The 11,752-nt window shown below is 63.2% G+C and carries 12 protein-coding genes and 1 tRNA gene; 8 read left to right on the top strand and 5 right to left on the bottom strand.

Annotated features, from left to right (window positions below; translation table 11 throughout):
* Positions 1-149: 149 nt before the first annotated feature.
* A complete protein-coding gene (locus O6W96_RS09845; RefSeq protein WP_353469346.1) occupies positions 150-515 on the top strand; it encodes a DUF4440 domain-containing protein in 366 nt (121 codons plus the stop codon).
* A gap of 129 nt (positions 516-644) precedes the next feature.
* Here O6W96_RS09845 and O6W96_RS09850 read toward each other — a convergent pair whose 3' ends face one another.
* On the bottom strand, positions 645-2,111 hold the full coding sequence (locus O6W96_RS09850; protein WP_353469347.1) for a CHAD domain-containing protein: 1,467 nt from the start codon (positions 2,109-2,111) through the stop codon (positions 645-647).
* Between the two features lie 199 nt (positions 2,112-2,310).
* Here O6W96_RS09850 and O6W96_RS09855 point away from each other — a divergent pair, with 199 nt between their 5' ends.
* Positions 2,311-3,081 carry a 2OG-Fe(II) oxygenase gene (locus O6W96_RS09855; RefSeq protein WP_353469348.1) on the top strand — a complete coding sequence of 257 codons (771 nt, stop codon included), beginning with the start codon at positions 2,311-2,313 and terminating at the stop codon, positions 3,079-3,081.
* 8 nt (positions 3,082-3,089) lie between these two features.
* Positions 3,090-3,818 (top strand): 2OG-Fe(II) oxygenase, encoded by a 729-nt coding sequence (locus O6W96_RS09860; protein WP_353469349.1) that lies wholly within the window; start codon positions 3,090-3,092, stop codon positions 3,816-3,818.
* Between the two features lie 18 nt (positions 3,819-3,836).
* Here the strand turns inward: O6W96_RS09860 and O6W96_RS09865 are convergent, their stop codons facing one another.
* The gene (locus tag O6W96_RS09865; protein ID WP_353469350.1) at positions 3,837-4,388 is read right to left on the bottom strand and encodes a hypothetical protein; all 552 of its coding nucleotides are present in this window, start codon (positions 4,386-4,388) and stop codon (positions 3,837-3,839) included.
* 230 nt (positions 4,389-4,618) lie between these two features.
* Here O6W96_RS09865 and O6W96_RS09870 point away from each other — a divergent pair, with 230 nt between their 5' ends.
* Positions 4,619-7,645: a TonB-dependent receptor domain-containing protein gene (locus O6W96_RS09870; protein WP_353469351.1), complete on the top strand. Its 3,027-nt coding sequence runs from the start codon at positions 4,619-4,621 to the stop codon at positions 7,643-7,645.
* A gap of 213 nt (positions 7,646-7,858) precedes the next feature.
* Here the strand turns inward: O6W96_RS09870 and O6W96_RS09875 are convergent, their stop codons facing one another.
* Positions 7,859-9,625, bottom strand: coding sequence for a putative 2OG-Fe(II) oxygenase (locus O6W96_RS09875; protein WP_353469352.1), 1,767 nt, complete (start codon positions 9,623-9,625; stop codon positions 7,859-7,861).
* A gap of 34 nt (positions 9,626-9,659) precedes the next feature.
* Entirely contained in the window at positions 9,660-9,836 is a 177-nt protein-coding gene (locus O6W96_RS09880) for a hypothetical protein (RefSeq protein WP_353469402.1), read from the bottom strand.
* Between O6W96_RS09880 and O6W96_RS09885 the strand changes: the two genes are divergently transcribed.
* The 4 genes from O6W96_RS09885 to O6W96_RS09900 all read left to right on the top strand — a co-directional run bounded on the left by O6W96_RS09885 (position 9,790) and on the right by O6W96_RS09900 (position 11,462).
* Positions 9,790-9,957: an MBL fold metallo-hydrolase gene (locus O6W96_RS09885; RefSeq protein WP_353469353.1), complete on the top strand. Its 168-nt coding sequence runs from the start codon at positions 9,790-9,792 to the stop codon at positions 9,955-9,957. The two genes, O6W96_RS09880 and O6W96_RS09885, sit on opposite strands and share 47 nt — an antisense overlap.
* Positions 9,938-10,201, top strand: coding sequence for a hypothetical protein (locus O6W96_RS09890; protein WP_353469354.1), 264 nt, complete (start codon positions 9,938-9,940; stop codon positions 10,199-10,201). The genes O6W96_RS09885 and O6W96_RS09890 overlap by 20 nt, the downstream gene beginning before the upstream one ends.
* 202 nt (positions 10,202-10,403) lie before the next feature.
* Complete coding sequence (locus tag O6W96_RS09895; protein ID WP_353469355.1) at positions 10,404-11,012, top strand: hypothetical protein; 609 nt, start codon at positions 10,404-10,406, stop codon at positions 11,010-11,012.
* Positions 11,013-11,201: 189 nt separating this feature from the next.
* A complete protein-coding gene (locus O6W96_RS09900; protein WP_353469356.1) occupies positions 11,202-11,462 on the top strand; it encodes a DksA/TraR family C4-type zinc finger protein in 261 nt (86 codons plus the stop codon).
* Positions 11,463-11,675: 213 nt separating this feature from the next.
* On the opposite strand, the gene O6W96_RS09905 is transcribed toward O6W96_RS09900, so the two are convergent.
* A tRNA-Met gene (locus tag O6W96_RS09905) sits at positions 11,676-11,752 on the bottom strand.

Genomic DNA, 11,752 nt, shown 5'->3' on the forward strand with positions numbered 1-11,752 from the left:
CGTCCCCTGTCGCAATATGGTCATCCATATCGGCGACGAACGGCAGGACCACGGCAGGAAGCGCACGCCGGATTAAATACCGACGGATACCGCGGGATATCGGAACTCTCTGCCGTGCTTTCGCGCTTTGATGGCGAAGGAGAAACGGTATGGACGACCAGCGCGTTTGGGAATTCGAAGGCAGCTTATGGGATGCCAGCGACGAGCGGTATCAAGAGCGCATCGACGCGGAAATCGTCATGGCTCTTCCGCGCCCGCCCTATGTCTTCCAGGGGCAGGACGCCAAGGACGCCGTCAAGGCGACGCCCGACTGGGATTCGGTCGAGTTGCTGGACCGGCGCGTGTCCCGGCCACAGGAAGGCCTGATCGTCGTCGCCTACACGGCGCGGTGCACGTCCGGCGAACAGAAGTACGAGGCGCACTGCACCTCCACCCTGCGGATGCGAGGACATGACGATTGGCTTGTCGTCCAACACCAGCAGACGCCACCCTTGACGGCCACTGTCGAACCCTGACAGCTGCATCGCCGTTGCGCCTGTTGCCTACAGATAACAGGCGCAACGGTACCGAACAGCACGCGACGTCCTCACACCGGTTCCGCGCCCGCTGCTATCGTTGCGTGTAGTCGACAGGCACCACTCACCTCAGGCCGAGCCCCAGAAGGTCTTGCGATCAAGGAGATCGTCATACGCTTCGGCGGCGGCGTCGACGATCTTCGATGTCTTACGATGCGCCAGCACGCGTTTCGCGCCAGGGGTGTCGCGCAGGCTCAGCCGATCCAGAACCGTCGGTGCAGTCGCCATGTCGTTCAGCGCACCGAGTTGATCCTGCAGCTGTTCCAACGACCCCATAAACTTCCCGTAACGACGCGCACGCGTCTTGCCTGAGAAAAGGGAGCCGAAAAACTCCGCGCCGTAGCGAAGCCGTTTGGCGGTCTTGCGGACTTCGTGCCGTTCCTCGTCCGACTGTGTCCGAAGCGACCGACCGCGCTTGCTGACGCGACGACGTAACGCGCGCAACGTCTCGGCCGCGAAGTGCCTAGCCGGCGCCTCCCTTGCGTCCTGCGTCGACGGCGTGGTGCGACACGCCCCGCACGCCAGCCACTCCGTCAGATCGAGCATAAGCGCACGAACCCGGTCCGAACCGAGCGCAGTATCGACTGCCGCATAGGCGACACCGCGAGCCTGGATGAGCCCGTCGAACAGCGGGCTCTCGGGCTTCGCCTTCGCGAGCAAAACATCCAGATCGCGCGCGTCGCCGAGCACGGAACCAAGCCAGCGCAGTTCGCTCTGGAAATGCGGCTCCTCGTCGCCATCGAGCAAGCGCTTGAAGATCGAAAAGGCCGATCGCAGCCGACGCAACGACACCCGCGCCTGATGCAGAGCCTCGGCGTTGGCGTGATCCAACAGGATAGTCTCGTTCAAGCGATATTGGCGCATGCACGATCCCGCGACCGCCTCGAAAGCGTCCGCCGCGGAAGCGGTCCGGCCCAGCGCGACCGGCTCTGCCTTGAACGCCCGGGATGCAGAACGAAGCAAGCCATATCCGCGCTCGGATTTGGTCACGACGCCCAGACGAACCGGAAAACGCGCCGCCAGCGTTCTTGCCAGCGCGAACAGGGCGGCAGGCGTTCCCTGCTTCAACTCCAGTTCGATCTCGCAGATCGGCGACTGGCGGTCCCCCGCAGCGACATACCCCCGATCCAACACCAGTTCGATCGATGCCTCCTCGCTATCGATTACCCAGGTCAGGCGCTCGACCGCTACGGTGAAGATCGGAGCAACGGTGCCGGCCTCGGCACCGAGCAGCGCCGGGATAGGCGTCCGGTCGTCGACGACCGGAGTCATATCGGCCACCTCCAATTCCCATTCGGACCGCGCGAAAAGACCCGCTGCCGTTGCATCCGCAACCTTGATCGTCTGCGTCCGCGTGTCGCCGGACTGCCGAATGCGCAACGAGACGCCGCCTTTCGACAGCGCGTGATCGGGCGTGTCGAAATACACCGCGTGCATATCCCGCCGGCTCGGCTGTCCGTCGATCAGACCGGACTGGGCGAAAGCATCGGCGGCGGCGGCGTCCAATACCAGTTTAAGTTCGACTTCCTGTAGCACGGATACCTTCCGGTCGAATTCGCAACGATGCGGTCTTACAGCAACCTGCGGTTGGTTTTCTGGTTCCTTGAGAGCGATGCGATCGACCCCGGCAAGCAGTCTCAGTCGCGGCCCATGCTCGATCGCGCTGGCTTGGTCGACCGAAGCTTTGCTCTCGTGAAGCGGCGAACTTGTTGGCGCGACGGCGATATCGTAGGTTATGGCCGGTGACAGCTGTGCATTCAACGTGAGCGATATCGACGACATGGCGAGCCTTTTCGCACTCAATCCAACTCTCGATGTTCCCGCGTTACGGCGACTCTACGAGCGCGACGGGCGTATCCAAGTTCGCGACGTCCTGACGATCGAGACCGCTACATTGCTTCGGCAAATCCTCGAGCGCGAGACTCCGTGGGGGTTGGCCTGGGGCGGGAAGGGACAAGCTCCTGTCAGTCATCGGGCCGACGCCTTGCGCGCGTTGCCGCAAGCGGAACGGGCTCGGATCGGCGATGTCGTCGGTGGCGCCGCCGGGCGGGGTGATTTCGCTTTCCTGTACGGCCAGTATCCGATGCTCGATGCCTATATGCAGCAGTGGAATCCGGGCGGCCCGCTCGACATCCTGCTCGAGCATATCAACGATGCGCCGATGCTGGCGTTCGTCCGCGCGGTCACCGGGTTCACGGAGGTGTGCAAGGGCGATGCGCAGGCGACGCTGTATGCACCTGGGCATTTCCTGACGGCACATGACGACAGTCACGCAGTTGAGGGGCGCCGGGTCGCGTATGTTCTCAATCTCGCTACCGAATGGAACGCGGACTGGGGCGGGTATCTGCTGTTCCACGACGCGGACGGCGATATCGTCGCGGGCTACAAGCCGCGGTTCAATACGCTCAATATGTTCACAGTACCGCAGTTGCACAGCGTCAGTTACGTGCCCCCGTTCGCGCCGGTCGGACGCTTCGCCGTCACCGGGTGGTTCCGCGACCGATGACGACGCACATGCAACACCTTCCCTTTCGGCTCGACCCGGATATCGACGTGGCGATGCTGCGCGAGCGCTTCGCACGGGACCAGCGGGTGCGCATCCAGCCGTTCCTCGATGACGAGACCGCGGTTGCGCTGCATGCACATCTGCGCGCGCACGAGGGCTGGAAGCAGGTCGTCAACAGCGGCGACAAGGTCTTCGAGCTCGACCGCGCAACCCGCGCTGCGATGAGCGTGGATCAAATCGCCGCGCTCGACGAAGCCGTCCGCCATGGCGCGCGGACCGGGTTTCAGTACCGTTACGAATCGCTACGCATGGCTGACGGGAATATCGAACACGCCGCCGCCGATACCGCAGCGCCACCGATCACGGGCTTCACGCGGTGGATGTCGACCGATCCGGTGCGTACACTGCTCCGCGCGGTGACGGGCTGTGCCGATATCGGTTTCGCCGACGGTCAGGCGACGGCCTATGCGCCTGGCGATTTCCTGACGGGCCACGACGATGCGGTCGTCGGGAAACAGCGTCGCGCTGCCTATGTCCTGGGCCTGACGCCGACGTGGCGCGTGGAATGGGGCGGGCTGCTGCTGTTCCATCGGCAGGACGGCGCCGTAGAAGGCGTAGCGCCGGGCTTCAACAGCATCGACCTGTTCGCCGTGCCGCAATTGCACAGCGTATCACAGGTCACGCTCTCCGCAGCCTATCGCCGCTACGCCATTACCGGGTGGTTGCGCGCCCCGTAACGGCCGGGGCGCGACGACCTAGTTGAACCGATCGACGCGGATCGCGATCTGCTTGTCGATGTTCGCCAGAAAGCTGCCCATCGCAGCCTTGCGGATCACGATCGGCATTCCGGGTCGCGGCGATCGCCCCACGGTACGCGTATCGACCTGTATCCACCGTGCGCCGTCCTCCAGCGTCAGCATCCAGCGGCCATTCGCATTCTGCCGCGCCAGCTTGATCGTCGATTCGAGCTTGGAGACGCCTTCTTCGTCGGGCGCTCCGCGCTCGTCGCGATCCCCGAAGATCGACAGGTCAGGCAGCGCCAATCCGAACAGGGAACGACGGGCTTTACGGATCTGGGTGCGATCGACGACCACCACGTCCTGGCTCTGCTCGGCCTGATCCAGCTGTTTGACCTGTCGATCGTAGCAAGCCAGTCGTCCCGCATCGGCGGCGATCGAGCGACATTCGATCAGTTCCGCAAAGATCGGCGCGCGCGGCTTGGCCCGGTCCGCCGCAAAGGCAGGCCATGTTGCGGCTGCGATCATCGCGGCCACCATCAGAGTTCGCCGTCCCGTACCGATCGTCATCCACTCACCCCTGTTTGCCATACTCGAAAGCCGTACCACGTCGCCTCAGGTCACACTCTGTTGCATTTGTGCGACAGCGAAGCTGCAAACTGTAATCCACGCCATCGGCAGCTTTACACGCTCGATACGAATCATGCATCATCCATTCAGATTGGGCGGTGCGGACAACGATCTGTCGCAGCCCAACTATCTCGGCACCGGATCGGTGCCAGTTAAAAGGGGCCGGAAACTTGATCCAGAATCAGAAACTTCGTGCGCGTGCAAAGTTGAGCGGTGGCGTCGCGCCGCTGGTTCTCGCTTTCGCGATGATTGGTGCACCGGCATTCGCGCAGACTGCGCCGACGCCGAGCGACCAGACCACCCAGGAAAACACGCTGTCGTCGACCCCCACCGGGGCCGAAGCCGATGGCGGCGAGATCACCGTTACCGGTTCGCGCATCGCGCGCCGCGACCTGACCTCGGCCGCGCCCCTTGCCGTCGTGTCGGCCGAAGAGTTCAAGCTGAGCGGTTCGATCAACGTCGAGCAGGTGCTGAACACGCTGCCGCAGGTTCTGCCGGGTACGACGTCCTTCTCGAACAACCCTGGCGGCGGTGTCGCCACGCTGAACCTGCGTGGCCTCGGCACGAACCGCAACCTCGTGCTGGTCAACGGCCGCCGCTACATGTTCTACGACACCTCACAGGTCGTCGATCTGAACACCATTCCGCAGTTCCTGATCGACTCGGTCGACGTGGTCACCGGCGGCGCATCGGCCGTGTACGGGTCGGATGCGATCGCAGGCGTCACCAACTTCCGCCTGCGTGAGGACCTTGTTGGTCTCGAAGCGGGTGGTCAGTATTCGATCACCGAAGACGGCGACGGCGCACGCTACAACGCGCATCTCGCGATCGGCACGAAGTTCGCCGATGGCAAGGGCCACCTCACGGCCTATGGTGAATATTACAACCGCAAGGCGATCTTCCAGGGCGCACGCGGCTTCTCCGCACGTACCGCGCTGGACGGTGCCAACGGTGGCCCCTTCACGTTCAACGGTGGTTCGGCAACGACCCCGGCTGGTCGTTTCGCGGTACCCGGTACGGCTGCGATCGCTGCCGGCAACGGCCTCGGCGCGCTTACCTTGAACCGTGGCGCTGGCACGGCATTCGGCACGGCGTCCGGTGCGACCTTCGACACGGCTGCCGGTAGCTCGCGTCCTTTCGTCTCCGGTCCCGATACCTACAATTTCGCACCGGCGAACTATCTGCAGGTTCCGCAGGAGCGGTATCTGCTGGGCGCATACGGCAACTACGAGATCTCGAGTGCCGCGACCGCCTATGTTGAATTGGCGTTCACCAACAACCGCGTTGCCAACGAACTGGCGGCGACTCCGGTAACCGGCAACTTCAACGTCAACATCAACGCCGTATCGCCGTTCCTGTCGGCGAACGATATCGCGTCGCTCCGTCAGATCGATGCCAACGAGACGGCGATCAACGCAGCGCGCGCGGCACGCGGTCTCGCACCGCTGTTCAGCGGCACGGCAGCCGGATCGAACGCAGCGGGTGTCGTCCAGGTCGGCGTCAATCGTCGCATCCTCGAAACGGGGGGCCGCAATTCGCTCGACGAGCGTAACGCGTTCCGCACGCTGTTCGGTCTCAAGGGCGACATCACGCCAGACCTGCATTACGATGCGTATTACAGCTATGCTCGCACACGTAACGCCAACGTCCAGGCCGGCAACATCTCACGCGCTGCCTTCCAGCGTGGCCTCGATGGTACGGATGCCGCGATCGATATCTTCGGTCCAAATTCGCTGAGCGCTGATTCGGTCGACCAGATCAGCATTCTGGCGCAGAACAACGACATCTCGGTGCTTCAGGTGACCCAGGCTTCGGTCAATGGCGAGCTGTTCGGCTTCGGCCTTGGTGGTGACAAGATCGGCTTCGCGGCCGGCGGCGAGTACCGCAAGGTGGCTTCGCGCTTTATCCCTGACACGGCGTTGTCGTCGGGCGACGTTATCGGTTTCAATGCCGGTAATCCGACCCAGGGCGAGTATAACGTCAAGGAAGTGTTCGGCGAGTTGCGCATTCCGATCGCGGCCAACCAGCCCTTCTTCTCGAAGCTGGAACTCAATGCGGCCGGTCGCTATTCGGATTATTCGCTTAGCGGTGTGGGTGGCCAGACCACCTATGCTGGTGGCATCGAATGGGCGCCGATCCGCGACATCACGTTCCGTGGTCAGTATTCGCGTGCCGTTCGTGCGCCGAACGTCTCCGAACTGTTCGGCGGTCTGCAGCAGGGCTTCCCGCAGGCAAGCGACCCTTGCGCGGCGGCGTCGGCTGCATCCAACGCTACGCTGCGTGCACTCTGCATCGCCACCGGCGTACCGGCGGCGGCAGTCGGAACGGGTGTCGGGCTCCAGCCAAACACGCAGTTGCAGTCGCAGAGCGGCGGCAATCCGAACCTGACGGCGGAAAAGTCGACCTCGTACACGTACGGGGCGGTGCTTGCTCCGAGCTTCATTCCTGGGCTCACGATCACCGCGGATTACTTCCACATCAAGATCGGTAACGCGATCGCGACGGCCGGTGGCGGTGCCGCCAACATCTTGAATCTGTGCTACAATCAGTTCCAGGATGCCAGCAACGGCTTCTGTCAGTTGATCACGCGCAACGCGTCCAACGGTCAGATCGACGGTTCGGTCAACCCGAACGGCACCTCGGCGGTGATCTTCGCCGGCGCAGCCAACCTGTCGTCGTTGAAGACCAGCGGTATCGACCTTAACGTCAACTATTCCACGCGTGTCGGCTTCGGCATGCTGGGCGAAGAATCGAAGCTGGTCTTCGGCTTCCTGGGTACCTGGACCGAGACGAACGTGTTCCGCCCGGTCAACGGCCTCACCGACAGCGACGTCGAATGCGCCGGCTTCTTTGGTGCGAACTGCGGTAATCCGCAGGCCAAGTACAAGTGGACCTCGCGCGCGTCGTTCATCGATGGCCCGCTGACCAGCACGGTGCGCTGGCGCCATGTCGGCGCGACGCGTGATGACGACGACACGAGCCTCTACACCGTCGAGCGTCTGAAGGCGTACAACCTGATCGATCTGGCGTTCTCGCTGGATATCACCGATCAGTACAACCTGTCCGCCGGTATCAACAATCTGCTCAACAAGAAGCCGCCGATCATCGGTGCGAACGCCGAGCAGGCCAACACCTATCCGGGTACGTACGACGTCCTGGGCCGCGACTTCTTCGTCTCGGCAAACTTCCGCTTCTGATCGTTTAGATCAGAAGTTCGACAGGGCGGTTCGCGCAAGCGAGCCGCCCTTTTTCTTTGGCCGTCGAAAATGGTGTCGATGCGACGATGCTCGGCCGGCGAGGATGGCTGCGGCCGAAGGTTGTTGGTCGCGGCAACGCTGAAACCGTTCCGTCATCTCATGATGGGTTTTTGTATCGATCGCACAACGGTGGATCGAAAAGCGCGTACCGGACTAAACGACGATATCGAATGCAACGGTAAGGCGTTCACCGACCACGAACGGCCTGGTGCCATGATACAGATAGCTCGGAAACAGGATAAGCCGCCCCGGACGCGGTTCGATCGTTGCGATCGGCGGAAGGTCGAGCCCGAGTTCTGCGGGCGGTCCGCCCAGCTCCAGCCAGCCGGGACGCTCCGGACCGCCGGTATCGGGGAGCGCGATATAACAGGCTGAGCTGAGTATGCCCTGAGGGTGTACATGGTTCACGTGGAACCCTCCGCTCGACAAGCGTACCGACCAGCTGCCGCCGAAGTGCAGCGCCTCGTCACGATGGCGCAGCAACGGATGTGTCGGATCCGTGGGAGGAAGCGCCGCGCAATGCGCCGCCAAACCGCGCTCCACGACCTGCTTGAACCGTGCGATCGAGGGTTCGACACGATCGAACAATCTTCCCCGCGTTTGCGTGCCGCCGCGTAGCGACTGCCCGATCGGATGGGCACGCGTTCGATGCAAGCCGCGAAGGGTCTCGGCCAGTTCCGCTAAATCCGACGCGTTTACATCAAGATCCTGCACCCCGCACAAACCTGGCTGGTCGCATAGCCACGCCGCGCGCGGATCGCCGAGAAGCCGCCAGGCGATGGCCAGCTGGGCCCATGCCGCAACCAGCGACAGATCGCTTCGCGCCACGGGTTCGAGTATTGCTGCGGCGCGTGCCGGATCGTGCCGTCGCAGCGCGTGTCGGCCAATGGCCAGGCGACCATCGCGACTGTCGTCGATCCGCGACAGTGCGGCATCGGCCCTGTCGAGATCGCCTGCCTCGCTCGCCAGAACGCCCTCGAACAGGTCGATTTCCGCGTCGTTTTTGATCCGATCGCGTGCCAGATCCAGCGCGGCCAGAGCATCTGCATGACGATCCCCGCGCGCCAGGCACCGCCAATAGGCCAGGTTGAGCGCCCGGTCGGTCGGACGCTTGATGATCGCCGCAGCATAGCCAGCCGCAAAATCGTCATCGGCGTCCGCTTCCGACCGCATGCGAGCCAGACTGTCGAGCCCGGCGATCCATTCCGGGGCGCTGTCGACCGCCGCGGCGAGCAGCGGAATTCCGCCGTCCTGCCCCGCCGCTTCCAGCGCTTCGGCATAGCCAAGTATGACCTCGAGATCCTTGGGTGCAACAGCGTGAGCACGACGATACAGCGGCAGTGCGGTGTCGTCGTTTCGTTCGGTCGCCATGCGCGCCAAGCCGTGAAGCGCCATCGCCCTGTTCGGCGAGAGCGCCAACGCGTGCCGAAAATCGGCTTCTGCGGCAGCCGCGTTCCCCTCGGCGCGATAGACGCCCCCGCGCGCTTCATAGGCGCGGGCATCGGAAGGGTTCGTGGCGATCACCTGATCCAGGTCCAGCCGGGCGAGGTCGAACATACCGAGCTTATGCAGAGTGGTCGCGCGGTTAAGCCTCGCGTCCGCAAATAGGGGATCGGCCGCCAGCGCGTAGCTGTAATGTGTGGCAGCCTGTTCCAGATCGCCCTGCGCATCGAGGAGATTGGCAAAATTATTGTTGATCTGCGGGTCGCCCGGCGCCAGCGCCAGTGCCCGGCGAAATGCCGCCAGCGCCGGCACCGGCCTTCCGGCGTTTTGCTCGACCAGCGCCAGCAGATGCAGCACGGCGAAGTGATCCCCGACCACCCGACTTACCGCCGCTAGATCGGTACGGGCCGAGTCGAAGCGGCGGGTGCGAAACGCCGCTTCGGCGCGGGTCATCAGGGCGTTGACGTCAACCGGCATGGTCGCGAGTCATGCCGTCTTGCCGTACGACTGTCTAGCTGGCTAACGCGAGGACCAGCTTGTCGACGCGCGAGACCTGGATGTCGACGATCGGCGCCATGTGCGCCTGCCGGGCCATATGGCCCTTATCAACCCTGGACTGAATCCCGAGGTTGGTGGGCCTAGTGCCCGCCAAGGTCTCGCCGGCGGACATTACCGATGTCCCGATCACGCATTCGCACGGTGATCATGTCGGCGGGCTTTCCTGTGCGGACGGCGAGTTGGCGTTCCCTAACGCGACGATCCGTATGACGCGCGCCGAAATGGGCGATCATGCAGAGCCAGTCCGATAAAGCGTCGCTGATCGTGACGATCGCGTCGAAGGTCATGCCATTCGATCCGGGCGAGGTGATGCCGGGTATCCGCGCGGTGTCGCTGTCGGGGCATACGCGCGGCCATAGCGGCTGGGAAATTGCGTCAAACGGCCGAAAGCCGCTCGACATGAGCAACATGGCTAATCGCTGGCAACCGGTGAAACGCTGGAGCCGACAGGAGGCCGTCGTCACAGCGCGTCGATGTTATATAGCCGCTGCTTGACCTGACCGGGCCGTTCCCGCGAAATCGGATTCGCCGTAAGCAGCATTCCGAAAGCATGCCTCCCGTGGCGTACAGGCGCATATCGACCGGTACGACCGCATCACTAAGCGCCAAGGCATAGGCCAGTAGGTTGCTGGATCGGGATGCTTAACGAGGGTCACCGCTTGCCAGCGGTCGCCGCATCCCGTGCTAGGATATTGTCATGATTGTCGTCGTCGAAGGCATCAGCGCGAGCGGTAAAAGCACCTGGTGCGCCCAGTATGGCGGTTCGCATGTCGTTCCGGAGAACGCTAGGCTTGCCGAAGCGCCCGATCGAGTTGTCGATCCAACCGGGGCAGCTGCGTTCTGGGCAGAGCGTAACATCGATCGATGGCAGGCTGCTTTGGCCGTGGAACGTACGACGGGTCTTGCCCTGTGCGACACCGACCCGCTTAAGTTGCACTATGTCTGGTGCCTATGGCGGATCGCCGAGGTGTCCGAACGCGACTGGTCGCTCGAGCTCGCCGCAACCCGCCAAACGATCGCCGATGGCCGGATCGGCTTCGCTGACCACTATCTCGTCGCAGATACCGACGTGGCGACGGCACGGCGACAAGCGGCGAGCGACACAAGGCGTCGAAGGCGCAATTTCGATCTTCATGCGCGGCTGCGTCCCGCGCTGCTCGAATGGTACACGGCGCTCGACGTGGTGCTGCCCGGTCGCGTCCAGTTCGGTCTGCCAGCGATCATGCCTGTCGGGAGAGCGGCCGGGCAACGCTATGACCTTGCAGCCTTCGATGCGATGATCGCCCACCTGCCCCATCCACAATGATCTACGCGGCCCTATGGTGGGCCAACTTCCCCGATGGCCAACCTATAGCGGCGCAGGCGCAGGCTCCGGACGATCGCGCGGAGAGCAGTCCGCCCCCCTTTTCGAAACTCTTGTGCCAATCGCTCCTTCCCGAAATGGCGTGGCACGGGCGCTCACTGGTCCCCATATGCCTACGGTAAGGAGAGGCAGATGGCCGGTGGTTGGACGCGCGATGGCGCGGTGCAGGATCAGATCGACGATTCAGTGGCGGACGCAGTATTGGCCGCACGCGCAAGTATGCCAAGCGGAACGAGCGAACCGTTCTGTGCAATCTGTGGCGACGACATCCCCGAAGGTCGACGCCGAGCGCTGCCTGGAGTGCGGACCTGCGTAACGTGTCAGAGCGGCCGCGACCGGCCTCTTGCGGCTACGTTCAATAGGCGGGGCAGCAAGGACAGTCAGCTCCGGTGACCATATGGCTGCACTTCATTCGCCTTTTATTCGCCGCATGTATCTCTAACGAATAGGACGTGGGCGGTTGAAGCGTAGTTTGGTGCGTTACGCGTGATCGTCGAAGTTTGTGCTTTGCGCGCTTTTACAGGTCGCTAGGGAAAGCGCGGTCGAAGGTAGAAAGCCCAGACGCAACAAAGCCCCGCTTTGTGGGCGGGGCTGTTGTGACATTGCTGGTTGCGGGGACAGGATTTGAACCTGTGACCTTCAGGTTATGAGCCTGACGAGCTACCGGGCTGCTCCACCCCGCG

It is taken from the genome of Sphingomonas faeni (assembly GCF_040407495.1).
Taxonomy (GTDB): domain Bacteria; phylum Pseudomonadota; class Alphaproteobacteria; order Sphingomonadales; family Sphingomonadaceae; genus Sphingomonas; species Sphingomonas faeni_D.

What these genes read in the sequence shown, in the direction of transcription:
- O6W96_RS09845 (WP_353469346.1), top strand. Translation starts at nt 150, where the DNA reads ATGGACGACCAGCGCGTTTGGGAATTCGAAGGCAGCTTATGGGATGCC.
- O6W96_RS09855 (WP_353469348.1), top strand. Translation starts at nt 2,311, where the DNA reads ATGGCCGGTGACAGCTGTGCATTCAACGTGAGCGATATCGACGACATG.
- O6W96_RS09860 (WP_353469349.1), top strand. Translation starts at nt 3,090, where the DNA reads ATGCAACACCTTCCCTTTCGGCTCGACCCGGATATCGACGTGGCGATG.
- O6W96_RS09865 (WP_353469350.1), bottom strand. Translation starts at nt 4,388, where the DNA reads ATGACGATCGGTACGGGACGGCGAACTCTGATGGTGGCCGCGATGATC.
- O6W96_RS09875 (WP_353469352.1), bottom strand. Translation starts at nt 9,625, where the DNA reads ATGCCGGTTGACGTCAACGCCCTGATGACCCGCGCCGAAGCGGCGTTT.
- O6W96_RS09890 (WP_353469354.1), top strand. Translation starts at nt 9,938, where the DNA reads ATGCAGAGCCAGTCCGATAAAGCGTCGCTGATCGTGACGATCGCGTCG.
- O6W96_RS09895 (WP_353469355.1), top strand. Translation starts at nt 10,404, where the DNA reads ATGATTGTCGTCGTCGAAGGCATCAGCGCGAGCGGTAAAAGCACCTGG.
- O6W96_RS09900 (WP_353469356.1), top strand. Translation starts at nt 11,202, where the DNA reads ATGGCCGGTGGTTGGACGCGCGATGGCGCGGTGCAGGATCAGATCGAC.